This window comes from Anaerolinea thermolimosa (assembly GCF_001050195.2).
In the GTDB taxonomy this organism is placed as follows: domain Bacteria; phylum Chloroflexota; class Anaerolineae; order Anaerolineales; family Anaerolineaceae; genus Anaerolinea; species Anaerolinea thermolimosa.
Genome location: NZ_DF967965.1, coordinates 2,205,035 through 2,220,048, shown reverse-complemented (window position 1 = coordinate 2,220,048; position 15,014 = coordinate 2,205,035). Strand labels below are relative to the sequence as shown.

Annotated in this window: 12 protein-coding genes; 6 read left to right on the top strand and 6 right to left on the bottom strand. The window is 54.5% G+C overall.

Annotated features, from left to right (window positions below):
- Position 1: 1 nt before the first annotated feature.
- From ATHL_RS10080 to tgt, 3 genes are read right to left on the bottom strand one after another with little or no spacing between them, the layout of a single operon-like run.
- Positions 2-769: a type 2 periplasmic-binding domain-containing protein gene (locus ATHL_RS10080; protein WP_162787666.1), complete on the bottom strand. Its 768-nt coding sequence runs from the start codon at positions 767-769 to the stop codon at positions 2-4.
- Entirely contained in the window at positions 762-1,586 is an 825-nt protein-coding gene (gene uppP, locus ATHL_RS10075; protein ID WP_062193050.1) for an undecaprenyl-diphosphatase UppP, read from the bottom strand. Before uppP ends, ATHL_RS10080 begins: the two co-directional genes overlap by 8 nt.
- Complete coding sequence (tgt, locus tag ATHL_RS10070; RefSeq protein WP_062193046.1) at positions 1,583-2,728, bottom strand: tRNA guanosine(34) transglycosylase Tgt; 1,146 nt, start codon at positions 2,726-2,728, stop codon at positions 1,583-1,585. The genes uppP and tgt overlap by 4 nt, the downstream gene beginning before the upstream one ends.
- Positions 2,729-2,792: 64 nt before the next feature.
- Between tgt and alr the strand changes: the two genes are divergently transcribed.
- Positions 2,793-3,902, top strand: coding sequence for an alanine racemase (alr, locus tag ATHL_RS10065; RefSeq protein ID WP_062193044.1), 1,110 nt, complete (start codon positions 2,793-2,795; stop codon positions 3,900-3,902).
- On the top strand, positions 3,899-5,596 hold the full coding sequence (gene recJ / locus ATHL_RS10060) for a single-stranded-DNA-specific exonuclease RecJ (protein WP_062193041.1): 1,698 nt from the start codon (positions 3,899-3,901) through the stop codon (positions 5,594-5,596). The genes alr and recJ overlap by 4 nt, the downstream gene beginning before the upstream one ends.
- Before the next feature lie 40 nt (positions 5,597-5,636).
- Here recJ and ATHL_RS10055 read toward each other — a convergent pair whose 3' ends face one another.
- Positions 5,637-6,320: a glycosyltransferase family 2 protein gene (locus tag ATHL_RS10055; protein WP_062193038.1), complete on the bottom strand. Its 684-nt coding sequence runs from the start codon at positions 6,318-6,320 to the stop codon at positions 5,637-5,639.
- A 238-nt stretch (positions 6,321-6,558) separates the two neighbouring features.
- Here ATHL_RS10055 and ATHL_RS10050 point away from each other — a divergent pair, with 238 nt between their 5' ends.
- The 3 genes from ATHL_RS10050 to ATHL_RS10040 all read left to right on the top strand — a co-directional run bounded on the left by ATHL_RS10050 (position 6,559) and on the right by ATHL_RS10040 (position 11,567).
- A complete protein-coding gene (locus ATHL_RS10050) occupies positions 6,559-7,920 on the top strand; it encodes an AAA family ATPase (protein ID WP_062193036.1) in 1,362 nt (453 codons plus the stop codon).
- Positions 7,917-8,672: a glycerophosphodiester phosphodiesterase gene (locus ATHL_RS10045; RefSeq protein WP_062193033.1), complete on the top strand. Its 756-nt coding sequence runs from the start codon at positions 7,917-7,919 to the stop codon at positions 8,670-8,672. Before ATHL_RS10050 ends, ATHL_RS10045 begins: the two co-directional genes overlap by 4 nt.
- Positions 8,673-8,771: 99 nt before the next feature.
- Entirely contained in the window at positions 8,772-11,567 is a 2,796-nt protein-coding gene (locus tag ATHL_RS10040) for a glycoside hydrolase family 3 N-terminal domain-containing protein (RefSeq protein ID WP_062193031.1), read from the top strand.
- A 6-nt stretch (positions 11,568-11,573) separates the two neighbouring features.
- Here the strand turns inward: ATHL_RS10040 and ATHL_RS10035 are convergent, their stop codons facing one another.
- Positions 11,574-12,560 (bottom strand): serine/threonine protein kinase, encoded by a 987-nt coding sequence (locus ATHL_RS10035; RefSeq protein WP_062193028.1) that lies wholly within the window; start codon positions 12,558-12,560, stop codon positions 11,574-11,576.
- Between the two features lie 243 nt (positions 12,561-12,803).
- Here ATHL_RS10035 and ATHL_RS10030 point away from each other — a divergent pair, with 243 nt between their 5' ends.
- Positions 12,804-13,469, top strand: coding sequence for an FHA domain-containing protein (locus ATHL_RS10030; RefSeq protein ID WP_062193025.1), 666 nt, complete (start codon positions 12,804-12,806; stop codon positions 13,467-13,469).
- 12 nt (positions 13,470-13,481) lie between these two features.
- Here ATHL_RS10030 and ATHL_RS10025 read toward each other — a convergent pair whose 3' ends face one another.
- A complete protein-coding gene (locus ATHL_RS10025) occupies positions 13,482-14,828 on the bottom strand; it encodes a CpXC domain-containing protein (protein ID WP_062193023.1) in 1,347 nt (448 codons plus the stop codon).
- Positions 14,829-15,014: the final 186 nt, after the last annotated feature.

Sequence of the window (15,014 nt, the reverse complement as noted above, 5' to 3'; positions counted from 1 at the left end):
GTCAGGGTTCCATCCCTTGCTGCACACAGAGGAGAAATGCACGTGAGGCATCCTGGGGTTCCAATGCGCTGATGGCAAGAATGGGTTGCTTTTGCCAGGAAGGTGGGGTGGGATCAATGCGGATGGGCTTTACGGAAGAATCAACCCAGGTGCTGGGGAGGAACCCCAGGGCGCTTCGATCCGTGGCAATGGTGGTGCGCATTTCGGCAGGGCCTGGCACCAGCACTACCTCGCGGTTAAGGGAGGAGGGTGCTGTTGGCCAGGCTGAGTTAAAGATTCGCTGGATGTCCAGGGTTGGTGAATAGGCATAGGCCGTCAGGGGGGCAGGGTTTTGGCCGAGGTAATCCCAATCCCAGGCAGGGAGCTTCCCGGCGTAAGTGGTCAACAGGGCGTCCAGGGAGAGACTGGTCGCGGGGTTATCCGGGTGAACAACCACTGTGAGGGAATCTGTGCCGAGGATGCTGGCGAAGCCGGAGACAGGTTCAGGAGCGCCCCATTGTAAGATGAGATCGGTTTGCCCTGCGGTGAAGGAAACACCCCCGGCCTGTTGTACTGCCAGCCCAAAGCCCGGGGGAGTGCAGGTGGAGAAGAGCTCTGTTTGATTGGCCAGCGTCGGGCTGATCTGTAGCCGAATCCATTCGGTGGGCGGAGGGGGAAGCGGAGTCGGGAGCGACCCACAGGCGGCTATTCCGAGGGCCCCAAGAAGAGCAGGAACTTCTCGAAGGACAAAATGAAGCACCCTCAATCGTAAAGGAAGGAATTTATCCACGCAGGAAGTATACTGCGATGGTTAGCCCGCCCGCTACCAGGCAATAGATGGCAAACCATCTCAAAGGGTGTTTTTGGAGATATCCCAGCAGCCAGTGAATGGCCAGATATCCTGTAATAGCTGCTGCAATGAAACCGGCAAGAATGGGCAAGAGAAAGTGGGTACTACCGGGAACCTTCAGAGCGTCGAGCGTTTCCAGTCCGCCAGCCGCGAGCATGATGGGAACGGACATGAGAAAAGAAAACCGCGCTGCAGCCCGGCGATTGAGATTGCACAGCATCCCGCCGCTGATGGTAGCTCCGGAGCGAGAAATCCCGGGAAAGATGGCCAGTGCCTGGAAGAAGCCCATCACCAGTGCATCGAGCCAGCGGATGGATTCCAGCGGGCGATTCCGCCTGCCCAGCCACTCGGCCACGAGCAAGAGGACGGCCGTAACGCCCAGGAACAAACCCGTTGCCAGAATTGAATTGAAAGCGGCCTCAACCAGCGGTTTTATGGATATTCCCAGAATGCCTGCTGGAAGGCTTGCCAGCAGAATGAACCAGCCCAGCCGCGAGTCAGGGTCGGTAAAAGGCTGCCTGTGAATCAATCCCAGAACAAAGGCGCGGAGGATGGCCCAGAGATCTTTCCAGAAGTAAATTACCACTGCCACCAGAGTGCCATTCTGTACCAGAACATCAAAGGTGAAGGTGATCTGCGGGTCGAGTTGCCAGTTCAAAAGAAATGGAGCAATCACCAGGTGTGCCGAGCTGGAGATGGGCAGAAATTCCGTCAGGCCCTGAATGATACCGAGCAGGATGGCTTGTAGAAGGCTCATGGTTGTTTCCGTAGTTGTGGAGATGGATTCCGGGTGACTCGAGGTTGGTAGCTGGCGAGGAATTGATCGGCGAAGTCGGCATAACGTTGTTCGAGGATGGCCTGGCGTGCCTGCCGCACCAGCTCGAGCAGGGAGTGAATGTTATGAATCGAAAGCAGGGTGGAGGCGAGCATTTCTCTGGCCACAAATAAGTGCCTCAGGTAGGCGCGAGAAAAGTGGCGGCAGGTGTAGCAGGTGCATTGCTCATCGATGGGAGCAGGATCGCGCGCGAAGACAGCATTGATGAGGTTCAGCCTTCCCCGGAAGGTTATAGCAGCGGCATGACGGGCCAGGCGGGTGGGTAAGACACAATCGAAAATATCTACCCCGCGGGCAATGGCGTGGATCAGATCTTCGGGTGAGCCAACTCCCATGAGGTAACGTGGTTTATCTGCCGGAAGAATGTCATTGACAAGCTCGAGCATGGCGTGCATTTCAGCTTTGGTTTCTCCAACTGAAAGTCCGCCGATGGCATAGCCAGGAAAACCCAGGCTGGAAAGGTACTCCGCCGAGTGTTCTCGGAGGTCTGGAAACACCCCACCCTGTACAATACCAAAGAGTGCCTGATCACTGCGGGTTTTAGCCCGTAGACAACGTTCTGCCCAGGCATGGGTGCGGGCAACCGCCTGTTCGTTGTAAGCCCGATCATAAGGTGGGGCACATTCGTCAAAAGCCATGATGATGTCGGCGCCGAGTTTTTCCTGCACTTGAATCGAAACTTCAGGGGTAAAGCGATGCATGGAGCCGTCGATATGGCTTTTAAAAGTGACGCCGTCTTCATCAATCTGGCGCATTTGTGCCAGCGAGAAGACCTGAAACCCCCCGGAATCGGTCAGGATGGGATGTGGCCATTGCATGAACTGGTGGAGCCCCCCCATGGCCTCAACCAGTTCGGCTCCGGGGCGTAAGTAGAGGTGATAGGTATTGGAAAGAACCAGCACCGCTCCCACTTCTTCGAGTTGAGCCGGAGTGAGGGCTTTGACCGTAGCCTGGGTGCCTACCGGGGCGAAAATGGGTGTCGGTAGGTCACCATGAGGGGTATGGAAGACGCCAGCGCGGGCCTTTCCACTGGTGGTAAGTAAATCAAAGTTAAATGCAGGCATTGGCTGGAATTATAACTGCTTTTTTGTAACCGCCCACTGGCTAAATCAAAGTATAATTTTGCCCATGCCTTCCAATGGACAAACCAACTGGATAGAAGTGGACCTTGAGGCCATCCGGCAAAATGTGAGGCGGTTGCTTCAGATCACCGGTGTTCAGGTGATGGCGGTAGTCAAGGCCAATGCGTATGGGCACGGACTGGTTGAGGCCAGTCGTGCGGCGGTTGAAGGAGGAGCTACCTGGCTGGGGGTGGCAAGGATCGATGAGGCTTTGACCCTTGTGCAGGCGGGGATTCCAGCCACTCCTGTTGTTTTAGGGTATACCGAACCGGAAAGGGCGTGCGAAGCGGCAAATCAGGGAGTGCGGCTGGCGGTATACGATCGTATGGTCGCTGAGGCTTATGCTGCTGGGGCGAAGAATGCAGGGAGCCCTTTATATGTTCATGCCAAGTTCGATACAGGCATGGGCCGGTTAGGGCATTCGCCGAAAGACGGTGTGGAATTCATCCACTGGTTAAAAGGTTTACCTCATGTTCAAGTAGAAGGGGTCTTTACCCATTTTGCAGAAGCTGACGAACCTCAAAAACCCACCACATTGAAACAGCTGGCAGTGTTTGACGAGCTTTTGCAGGGGCTCAACGCGGCCGGGTTACGCCCACCACTGGTGCATGCAGCGAATTCTGCGGCCACCATCCTGTTTCCGCAGGCGCGTTATAATCTGGTGCGCCCGGGTATTGCCGTATACGGGTTACAACCCTCTCCCACTGCTCCCCTGCCGTCGGGTTTTCGTCCTGCCCTGTGCTGGAAGGCCCGCCTGGCATCGGTCAAAATGTTTCCGCCTGGACACGGTTTGAGCTATAACTACCAGTATTTCACCACCCGCGAAGAACGTATTGGCGTGGTAACCGTGGGTTATGCGGATGGTTTCAGGCGGGTGGCGGGAAACCAGGTTCTGGTGCGCGGGAAACGAGTTCCGGTAGTCGGAGCAGTATGCATGGATCAATGCCTGGTACAGCTTGACGAGGTGCAAGACGCCAGAATCGGGGATGAAGTCATTTTAATCGGCCGTGAAGGGGAGGAAATGATCAGCGCAGAAGAAATTGCCCGGCAATGGGGGACGATTGGTTACGAAGTGGTTTGCGGGCTGGGAGCACGTGTTCCGAGGGTGTATCGATGATCCTGCCTGCCCAACAGAAGCGGTGGAAGGGATATTCGGCGGTGCCGGATGAGGTGAAAGAGGCCCTGGCGATGTATCCGCCGGTTGTTCAACAGATTCTCTATAACCGCGGGATTCTGGATGCGGGTTCTGCCAGCCGGTATCTGATGGTTTCAGGTGAATTGGGTGATCCATTCCAGCTTCGGGATCTCCAACAGGCCGTGGAACGCCTGCTCAGGGCGATTGACAGAAAAGAGGCCATTGCAGTTTACGGCGATTATGATGTGGATGGGGTGACAGCCACAGCTCTCCTGGTTGAGGTGCTCCGTTGTTTTGGGGCAGATGCACGCCCGTATATCCCCAATCGCTTCGATGAAGGGTATGGCTTGAACCAGGATGCACTGGCAAAGCTGGCGGTAGAAGGAGTGAGCGTGGTGGTGACCGTGGATTGTGGAATCCGCTCACCACGAGAGGCAGAATTTGCTCACACTCTGGGGATGGACCTGATCATCAGTGACCATCACCACCCGGCCAGGGAACTTCCCGAAGCCCTGGCAGTAATTTGCCCCAAGCGAGAGGATGATCCCTACCCGGAAGATGATCTTTCGGGTGTGGGGTTGGCTTACAAGATTGCCCAGGGATTGTTTGAAGCGCGCCCACATGCTGATCACCGGGCAGATGACTGGCTGGAACTGGTAGCCCTTGGAACCATTGCAGATATTGTGCCGCTGAGGGGCGAGAACCGCGTGCTGGTACACCGCGGAATGGAGCAATTGAGGCAACGAGCCCGGCAGGGAATTGTTTCTCTGGCGGGAGTAGCGGGGATTAACTTAAGCCAGCTTAACGTTGGCGATGTGGGCTTTAAACTTGGACCGCGGTTGAATGCGTCTGGCCGTTTGGAATCGGCTCTGGATGCGCTTCGCCTCTTGATGACACGGGAGGTGGAAGAAGCTGGCCGCCTGGCACAGAAACTCGACCGACAGAATCGTGAACGGCAGGAATTGACACGCCGTATGCAGGAAGAGGCGGTGCGCATAGCAGAAACCGAAGAGCAAGACACGCTTCTTTTTGCTTTCTCTCCAGACTTCAACGCCGGGGTGGTTGGCCTGACGGCTTCCAAACTGGTGGAGGCTTTCTATCGCCCTGCAGTGGTTGGGCAGGTGGAAGCAGAAGTCACGCGCGCTTCCTGCCGATCCATTCCGGAGTTTCATATCACGCAGGCGCTGGATGCCTGCCGCGATTTATTGGTACGGCACGGGGGGCACTCTCTGGCAGCAGGTTTTACTGTGCGCAATGAAAATATTCCCGCCCTCAGAGAGCGCCTGACGGAGGTTGCCCGGGAAAGATTGGCCGGTCAGGAACTCGTCCCTGTTTTACGATTCGATGTAGAAATTCCTTTACGCGATTTGCGTCCTGATTTGTTACCACTGCTGGATCAGCTGGAACCCACCGGTCAGGGGAACCCTGGTGTGGCTTTTGTTACCCGGGGATTGAAGGTGGCTTCAGCAAGACGCATCGGGAGTGACCAGAGTCATTTGAAAATGACGCTTACCGATGGCTGGATCACTTATGATGCTATTGGATTTGGGATGGGTTTCTGGGCTGAACAGATGCCTGAACGGGTGGATATCCTATATCAATACCAGCGGAACGAATATAATGGGCGCACTTCCCTCCAATTGCATATTCGCGATCTGCGCCCTGCGGAAGGCTAATCAAAAAAGGGGGGATCCCCCCTTTTTTGACAAATTTTGGTCAGTCAACGAAGCGATATTTTAAAAGTGCCCAGACGGCAATGAAGGCGTCTTTCATCTTTATTTTTTTCCCTTCCGAGTATTCCCGGGGGTTAAATCGGATGGGTACTTCGTAGATTCTGACATGCCGCTTGAGTAATTTTGCAGTGAACTCAGGCTCAAACTCAAAGCCGCGTGCATGCAGAGGCATGTTGAGGGCAATGTCGCGACGGAAGAGCTTGTAGCCGGTTTCCATATCCGTCAGGATATTGTTGTACAACACATTGGTTAAAAAGGTGAGGATCTTGTTGGCTACCATATTCCAGAAGAGGATGGGGCGGCGCCCGGCGCCGAGGAAACGGGATCCGAAGACCACGTCGGCAATTCCCTCTTCCGCCGGTTGCATGAGGGCTGGAAAATCGCGCGGGTCGTATTCCAGATCGGCGTCTTGAATGATGAGCCATTCTCCCTTTGCCGCCTGAATACCCGTTCGGACAGCCGCACCCTTCCCCTGGTTGCGTTCGTGATAGATGACTCGAATGTGGGGGCGGTCATGCAGGGTGGCGAGGAATTCCCGGGTACCGTCTGTGGAGCCATCATCCACGATGACGATCTCCCGTACGACTCCGGTTGCCTCAACCCTTCGGATGATCTCGGCGATGGTTTTAATTTCGTTGTATACAGGGATGATCACGGTGAGTTCCATGGGGGGAATTATACAGGATAAACTTTTTTCGGAGGGTAGTTGCCCTAAAAATTTTTCCTAAATCGAGAAAGAAATGCCACTTTGCAGATTTGAAATGCCTGTATCCGTTGGCCAAGGGTCGCTGCGTGCTATAATTCTTTCTGGGCTATCCAATTTGTGAAACGATCTAATCCAATATTTTGCGACCAAAGTGGCTGTCCTTTATTGTTTATTTCATGACCAGAGATGGAGGTGAGTCATGACCAATGCTCCGGCTCGTACAACCGGAAAACCTGCTACAGGTGCGATTGCACCCGCTCCATCCGCGTCTGTTCCTTTTACACCGCCGCCATTAATGAACCTGGAGGATACGGGGCTTTCACCGTTGTGGTTGCAGGACCTGGTTTTAAAGGTAATGTACTTTCAGGGCTATCTGACTGGCTACAAAATTGCCGAGGAAGTGGCTTTACCGTTTTCCGGGGTAGTTGACCAGATTCTTGAAGCTCTGAAACGTGAGAAATTGATTGAAGTTCGCTCCTCACAGATGGGGCTTGGGGAGGGGGCTTACCTGTACGCGATTACCGGGGCAGGGATCGCCCGGGCACGTGAAGCCCTGGAACGCAGTCAGTATGCCGGGCCCGCCCCGGTGCCTTTGAATGTTTATGTCGATTCCATCCGTAAACAGGCCCGGACGCGCATGACAGTCACGAATCGGATGATGCGTCAGGTGCTCTCGAACCTGGTGCTTTCGGAGACCACTTTTCAAAACCTTGGCCCGGCGGTTAATTCTGGCACCTCGATTTTCCTCTATGGCCCGCCCGGCAACGGGAAGACCAGTGTGGCGCGGGCGATCGGCAGTATGATTCAAACCCAGTCCATTTTCATTCCCTATGCCATTTATGTGGATGGGCAGGTGATTAAATTATATGACTCTGTGAACCACACCCTGGCAGAAGAGGATGAAGGTACACACGGGGGAACCAGTTCTCTGCGAGCAGGGTCACGTCGGGATACGCGTTGGGTGCGCATCCGCCGCCCGTTTATTGTAACTGGCGGCGAGTTAACCCTGGCAGGGCTTGACCTGGTCTTTGATGACACCTTGAAATATTATGAAGCGCCATTCCAGGTGAAGGCGAATGGCGGAATTTTGCTCATCGACGATTTTGGCCGCCAAATGGTTCGCCCTCGAGATTTGCTCAACCGTTGGATTGTGCCTCTCGAAAATCGTATCGACTACCTGACCCTGCACACAGGGCGGAAGATTGAGATTCCTTTTGACGTGCTGGTGGTCTTTTCTACCAATCTGCCGCCGAAAGACCTGGTGGATGAAGCCTTTCTTCGCCGTTTACGCCACAAGATTGAGATTGTGGATCCAACCTATGAGGAGTATCGGGAAATTTTCCGGCGGGTGGCGGCGGCCAAAGGGGTAACCTACAGTGACCAGGGGTTGGCTTACCTGTTGCAGGAATGGTATATCAAGCCAGATCGTAAATTACGCGCATCTCATCCCCGTGATTTATGTGATCAGATTCTGGATATTGCCCAGTATTTGAATGTCGAACCGGCCATGAGCCGCGAGTTAATCGACCGGGCAGCGCGTTCCTTCTTTGTGGATCTATGAACGGATTCCTGTTATCACAACGTCCACTGGTGATTGCCCATCGAGGCGCTTCTCGATATGCTCCGGAAAACACACTGGCGGCATTTCGCCTGGCTGCTGAGCAGGGCGCTGATGCTGTAGAACTGGATGCCAAACTGAGTGCTGATGGTGAAGTGGTGGTGATTCATGACCCCACCACTGATCGAACGACCGGCTTTCGGGGTGAGGTGCGCCAGCTCTCGCTCGGGCAGTTGAAGTCTCTCGATGCCGGGAGCTTTTTCTCAACTCAATTTAAGGGAGAGTCCATCCCGACACTGGCCGAGGTTTTTGAGGCAGTGGGGGAGCACGTGTTGATCAATGTGGAATTGACCAACTACACTTCTCCGGGAGACGCTCTGGTAGAGAAAGTGGCCGCTCTGGTAAAAAAATACAATTTAGAAGAACGCGTTCTTTTTTCCTCTTTCCATCCGTTGAATTTAATTCGGGCACGGCGCCTGCTTCCGCAAGTACCCACGGCGATCCTGGCGTTGCCCGGGCGAGCCGGGTGGTGGGCGCGTGCCGGGTGGATGCGCCAGGTCTCTCCCTGGTTTGTTCATCCGTACTTTACCGATACTACCGCCAGGTACGTGGCTCGCCAGCACACCTATAACCGAAGGGTGAATGTGTGGACAGTGAACGAACTGGAAGATATGCTCCGTCTGGTCAAAGACGGTGTGGATGGACTGATCACGGATGATCCACCCACAGCCCGGCAGGCACTTGCAACTGCCTGATCTTTTCATCGTCAGGCAGAGGGGGAAACTCCCTGTTGGTGGGAAAGGGAGGCATGGTAGAATGGGTTATCCCTGTTGAGGGCCTGGTTGGCTGGTTTCATGAAGCGAAGTCGCCTGATACGAATTTATACTGTGTTAACCATGCTGTTGATGCTGGGTATGATCCCGATGCATGCCAGCCAGGGTTCGGTTCTGCCTGCCAGTGCCAACCCCCAGCAAAAAGCTCAGGCTTTACTTGCGAATATGACCCCGGAAGAACGGGTGGGGCAGCTGTTCCTGATCACATTTACGGGTTCGAAAGTTGGCGAGACCACTCCGGTTTATGAATTAATCAGCCGCTATCACGTCGGTGGGGTTGTTTTGCTGCGCAAGAACAACAATTTTTCCGATCAGGAAGATATTCTTCAGGGTACGCATCAGTTAATTTCGACCCTCCAGCAGGTGAAGTACGAAACCAGCCGGGATGCCCCGGATGCTGACCCAACAGCTCCGGTATACATTCCATTGTTTATTGGAATTTCTCAGGAAGGTGATCTTTACCCGAACGATCAAATTTTAAGCGGCCTCACTCCTCTGCCGGACCTGATGTCCATCGGGGCTACCTGGAATAAGGATCTTGCTCGCCGGGTAGGAAGTGTGATGGGGAGCGAACTATCGGCGCTCGGTTTCAACTTTTACCTGGGGCCTTCTCTGGATGTGCTGGATGTGATGTATATTGCCGGGGGAGAAAATCTTGGGGTGCGAACTTTTGGCGGAGACCCATACTGGGTCAGTGAAATGGGAAAGGCGTACCTGGCCGGTTTGCACGAGGGATCACAAAACCACATGGCTGTCATCGCCAAGCATTTCCCTGGCCAGGGTGGGTCTGACCGTCCCCCGGAGGCTGAGATTGCCACCATTCGAAAGACCTTTGAGCAGTTGAAGCTGATCGATCTCGCGCCCTTTTTTGCGGTGACCAATGTCCAGAATGATCCACTGGCCATCGCGGATGGGCTGCTCCTCTCGCACATTCGGTATCAGGGTTTGCAACGAAACATTCGTCAATCCACACTGCCGGTGAGTTTTGATCGATCAGCGCTCAATGAAATTCTTTCACTTACGGAGCTTGTGCCGTGGCGTCAACGGGGCGGGGTGTTGGTGAGTGATAACCTGGGTAGCCCGGCCATCCGCAAGTTCTTTGACCCAACCGGCAACCGTTTTGATGCACGTCTGGTGGCTCGCGATGCTTTTCTGGCGGGGAATGATTTGCTTTACGTGGACGATTTTATCTCCAGCGGTGACGAAGACATGACCACCACGCTCAAACGCACCCTGGAATTCTTTGCCCAAAAGTACCGGGAAGATCCTTCCTTTGCCCAGCGGGTAGATGCTTCGGTGGAGCGTATCCTCACGCTGAAATATAAGTTGTATCCCGAGTTCGATTTCCAGCAGGTGGTGCCATCGGACGGCGCACTGTCTTCGATTGGACAATCGCAACAGCTGACGTACGAAGTGGCCAGCCAGGCAGTGACCCTGATCAGCCCTGACAGTGAGGAACTCCCGAATGTTCTTCCGCGCCCTCCCCAGCTTAATGAAAGGATCGTTTTCATCACAGATAGTGTGGTTGCCCGGCAGTGCGCTGCCTGTACTGACCGCCCGATGATTGCTGTAGATGCTTTACAATCGGCGGTGGTGAGGTTGTATGGGCCTCTTTCGGGGGGGCAGGTTTCAAGAAATTATCTGACTTCGTACTCGTTTACGGATCTCTGGCGTTATTTGAATCAGCTGGAAGAGGCTTCGCCGATTGAAAATGACCTGAAACTGGCAGATTGGATTGTGGTCGGTGCGCTTGACCATTCACCAGATCGTCCTGAATCTCAGGCGCTGAAAAAGTTGCTTTCTGAACGTTCCGATTTGTTAAGAAACAAACGGGTCATTGTTTTTGCATTCAACGCGCCGTATTATCTGGACGCGACGGATCTTTCTAAAATTACGGCGTATTATGCGCTGTATTCCAAGGCTCCGGCTTTTATCCTGGTGGCGGCTCAGATTCTCTTCCAGGAAATTACCCCAGGGGGAGCATCTCCGGTGTCCATTCCAGGGGTTGGGTATGATTTGATTCGGGCAACCAGCCCCAATCCTGATCAGGTGATTCCGTTAATGGTTGATCTGCCTGAAGCTCCTCCACCTTCTCCCGAAGAAACATCAGAGCCAACACCTGTGCCGACCTTCAAAGTAGGAGATACCATATCCTTGAAAACCGGGGTCATTTTTGACCATAACCGGCATCCGGTTCCTGATGGCACCCCGGTTCGTTTTCTTTTCGCCACGGGGGGGGAATCGGGGTTGGCGCAAACCGTAGACACAGTCACAGTCGGGGGGGTGGCCCGGGCAAGCTATCGGATTGAGCGGAGCGGTTTGCTTGAGATCAGTGTTAACAGTGATCCGGCGTTGCGATCAGACAAATTGCAGATCAATATATCGGGCGCAGAGGCAGCCGCCATTACGGCCATTGTGCCTACCGCTGTTCCCACAGAAACCGTCACCCCCACTCCTACCGAAACTCCTGTGCCAACGGCGACTCCTACTCCCATGCCCCCACTGCCCCCTCACCCAACCCTGGGTGATTGGGTGGTAGCGATGGCCATTTCTCTCGGGGGGGCTGCTCTGGGTTACTGGCTGGGAACGCTCCTGGGAGGAATTCGCTGGGGTATTCGTTGGAGTCTGTGCGTGTTGATCGGCAGCCTGCTGGCTTACAACTATCTGGCGCTTCATTTACCCGGCAGTGAGAGGGTTTTCTCTCAGGGAACGCAATCGATGGCCGTTTTGTTTACGCTTTGTGGAGCCTTGCTGGGAGGAGCGGTAGGGTGGTTCTGGCAGTGGCTGGCTGAGCGGAGTGCTCACCCGGCCCGTTGAAGGGGCTTATCGGGCTAGTGTGGCCAGGAAACTCAAGAAGAGCAGTCCGGCAGAGGCAATGAGAAGGGCCTGTTCTGGTTGACGTTTCCAGAATCGGGTACTGGATCGGACAATACGTGGCACCGGGCGGGAGATGGGTTCAACATCTCCCAGCAGGGCTGAACGGAACTGGCGGATGTCGGCCGGGCGTTCATCGGGGTGGAGAGCCATGGCCCAGAGGATCGCCCGTTCAATTCGGGGAGACAGTGAGGGGTTGACCTGCCTGGGAGAGATCAGGCTGGCAGGGTTGAGGAATCTTTCACGGGCGTCAACGGGTGGGTGATTGGTCAGCAGGTGGTAGAGTGTGGCGCCAAAGGCATAGATATCGGAACGAACATCGGTGTGGCCGCTGTCGCCCCCGTATTGCTCCAGGGGGGTATACAAAGCGGTTCCCTGTCCCTGTAAAACGGTAATGGTCACTTCGCCGGGGGCGGCCAATTTTACCAGCCCAAAGTCTACCAGTTTAATCAAACCGCTTGGGGTGAGCTTAAGGTTGCTGGGCTTGATATCGCGGTGGAGGATGGGCGGGTTTTGTCCATGGAGATATTCGAGGGCGTCGCAGAGCTGACTGGCCCAGAAAAGCACCTCCTCCTCATCCAGGAAAGTGCCCGCCTGGCGATTTTCGAGAATCAGGGTACGGAGGTCCTTTCCGGGCACATAATCCATGACCAGGTAGTCGCGGCTGCTGATGGAGAAGAAGTCGGATACTTTGGGCAGGTTTGGGTGATCTAAGCGGGCCAGAACTGTGGCCTCGCGCAGAAATTGATCGCGTGCCTCCCGTAAAAGATCGGCGGGTAAACTGCGATCGTATTCCACTTCTTTCAATGCGCAATTACGACCTTCGAGGCGTAAATCATCTGCCAGGTAGATGCACCCCATGCCTCCCTGACCGATGACGCGGCGAATCTTGTAGCGCCCGCGGAGTACCTCGCCGGTTTTAATGGGTAATGGCATACGTCTCCCATGGCCGGGTTCTACTCCCGGCTCAATCCAATTCCTGTCCTTGTGATCTCCCTGGCGATGGAGCGGTTGGAAGTCGGCGATTTACCGCTGATGGCATTGCAGCCACATATCCCAAGGTTAACAAAAGTCCGATTCTCTGCTATATTATACCGTATGGTGCTATGGAATCAGAATCGCCACCCCCAATCCGGGAATCATCGAGATAGCCCGCTGCAAGAAAATTCGGAGGGAAACATGAATCAATCTGGTGGGGGGGAATTACCGATCCTCGTGGCGCAAAAAGGCCCGCTGGAGGGACAACGTTGGCTGGTGGAAGAAACATTGACCATTGGACGCGACCCGGCCTGTGACCTGATCATCAACGACCGCCAGGTGTCTCGGTATCATGCGCGGTTACAAAAAACCGGGCAGGGGGTCTTGCTGGAAGACCTGGGGAGCAAGAACGGGACGTACTGGAATGGTGAACGCGTCTCGGATCCGGTGGTCCTGCAGGATGGTGACGTGATTCTGATCGCCATGATCCAGCACTTCGCGTTTCTCAATTCTGATGCCACCATGCCTCTGGAAAGTGGCTTTCTCCCCGGGGAAAAGCCCTCTGAAGGTTTGAGGCTGGATGTCCGCTCCCGGCGGGTATGGGTTCACGGAAAAGAAATCCATCCCCCGCTCTCTGCACAGCAGTTTCGGCTATTACAGGCGCTGGAGCGGCGAAGGGGGCAGGTGGTTTCGCGTCAGGAATTGATTGAGGAAGTTTGGGGAGAAAAGGAGGCCGCGGGGGTGACCGAGCAGGCTTTCGATGCTCTGGTTCGGCGCTTACGCGATCGTCTGGCTGATGCCGACCCTGATCATGCCTATATTGTCACGGTTCGCGGCCACGGCCTCCGGTTAGAAAATACGCCGTAATCGGCTTTTGACTTACTGGTTAAGATTCATTTCCATGGAATACCGAAGCGCCTGCCGGTAGATACTTTGCAGCTGGGTGGCCATTTCGTTCTGGTTTTCTGCCTCTAGCTGGGCAACCAGCCCGTTAAGCATCTGGAGAAAATCAGGGGTAATTTTTTCCTGATTGGTTTCCATGAGGCGACGGCGATCAGCCTCACTCTGGGCACTCAGCAGTTCCTCGATGAAGGCGAATTCAGCCGGGGGAGCTGAAGCCTGCTGAATGAGTTCTACAATTCTTTGAATGCGAGCACTGCGGTTGAGGTCGCCTTTTTGACGGGCGTCCTGAAGTTCCTGCTGGAGTACCTCAGTAAAAAACTCATCTATTTCACCGATATGCTGCTGGAAAGCTTCGTCGATATTCGGAGCGTCCAGCAGTTCTGAGAGGAGCAACCGGGAGGTCTCCAGGCGTTCCTTCATTCGGCGATCAATCTCGGCGGTGAGGTCGAGTAATTTCTGGCGCAGGTCGGCAAGTTTTTGTTTTTCTTCTCCACTGGCACTTTCGAGGCGTTTAGAAAGGATGGCGAAGAATTCGTAATCGAGGCCAGAGCGTGTCAGGCTCACCAGAGTGGCCAGGGCAGGTTCACTTTTTTGCTGCAGGAAGATATCCAGGAGGCCCTCACGGGTGAGGCCTTTCTGGCTGGCTTCCTGGAGCATCCGCATGGCATTTTGCATCTCGGCAGACTCGTTCATCAGCCGCTGACCGACTGCCGTTTGTGGAAGGATTTCCTGCTGGAGTTGGGCAAGAGCCTGTGCGGTTTGCTGGTCACCACCGGCCAGTGAAGCCTCAATCAGCCGGTTGAGCATCTGAAAGAAAGATTCATCCATCAACTCCTCTTCCTGGTGAATGATTTCACTGCGAGAGGAGGGGGTGGTCATGAGCAGCCTTTGGATCAGGTTGAGGCGCTTCTGGGAGGCTTCGATCATTTCACGGGTGATACCGTCTGCTTCCAAGATACGGTCGATCATCGTCTGGTAAGTGAACATGGATTGTGGCCGAAGCAGGTAAGCCTTTCGTTTCTCAGGAGGGAGACGGTTGGTAATTTGGGTCAGGTAAGGGCCAATGACCCGTTCCTGCTCGTTGACCGAAAGCCCCAGTTCAGGAGGAAAATAAGTGAGCAGAAGCTCTTTGCCGGGGTCGTGGTAAACGATGGGGGTTGCAAGTGGTCCCTGATAACCACAATTCTGGCAGTTGGCAATGTTTACCTGGCCGGAAAGGAGTCGCTGTTTTGCCTGCGGGTCTACCCCGAGGTCAAAAACCTGCTCCACTTCAGCAATGAGAGGTTGGTGGCAGCGTGGACAACTCATCTGGACTTTAGGCATACGGATTTCCTTGAGAAATACAAATTTCAAGGATTATACCATGCAAGCGAAACCCATTCGTGATCGTTCCAAAGCTGGTAAAAAGGTGGTTAAATGGATGTGGGGTAGTTAGCAAGCCACCCCACATCCGACGAACAGAGAGGCACACCTGGAATGCGCCTGAACCTCATTTTACCAAAAGTTGAA

What these genes read in the sequence shown, in the direction of transcription:
- ATHL_RS10055 (WP_062193038.1), bottom strand. Translation starts at nt 6,320, where the DNA reads ATGGAACTCACCGTGATCATCCCTGTATACAACGAAATTAAAACCATC.
- ATHL_RS10050 (WP_062193036.1), top strand. Translation starts at nt 6,559, where the DNA reads ATGACCAATGCTCCGGCTCGTACAACCGGAAAACCTGCTACAGGTGCG.
- uppP (WP_062193050.1), bottom strand. Translation starts at nt 1,586, where the DNA reads ATGAGCCTTCTACAAGCCATCCTGCTCGGTATCATTCAGGGCCTGACG.
- ATHL_RS10045 (WP_062193033.1), top strand. Translation starts at nt 7,917, where the DNA reads ATGAACGGATTCCTGTTATCACAACGTCCACTGGTGATTGCCCATCGA.
- ATHL_RS10035 (WP_062193028.1), bottom strand. Translation starts at nt 12,560, where the DNA reads ATGCCATTACCCATTAAAACCGGCGAGGTACTCCGCGGGCGCTACAAG.
- ATHL_RS10040 (WP_062193031.1), top strand. Translation starts at nt 8,772, where the DNA reads ATGAAGCGAAGTCGCCTGATACGAATTTATACTGTGTTAACCATGCTG.
- alr (WP_062193044.1), top strand. Translation starts at nt 2,793, where the DNA reads ATGCCTTCCAATGGACAAACCAACTGGATAGAAGTGGACCTTGAGGCC.
- ATHL_RS10030 (WP_062193025.1), top strand. Translation starts at nt 12,804, where the DNA reads ATGAATCAATCTGGTGGGGGGGAATTACCGATCCTCGTGGCGCAAAAA.
- tgt (WP_062193046.1), bottom strand. Translation starts at nt 2,728, where the DNA reads ATGCCTGCATTTAACTTTGATTTACTTACCACCAGTGGAAAGGCCCGC.
- recJ (WP_062193041.1), top strand. Translation starts at nt 3,899, where the DNA reads ATGATCCTGCCTGCCCAACAGAAGCGGTGGAAGGGATATTCGGCGGTG.
- ATHL_RS10025 (WP_062193023.1), bottom strand. Translation starts at nt 14,828, where the DNA reads ATGCCTAAAGTCCAGATGAGTTGTCCACGCTGCCACCAACCTCTCATT.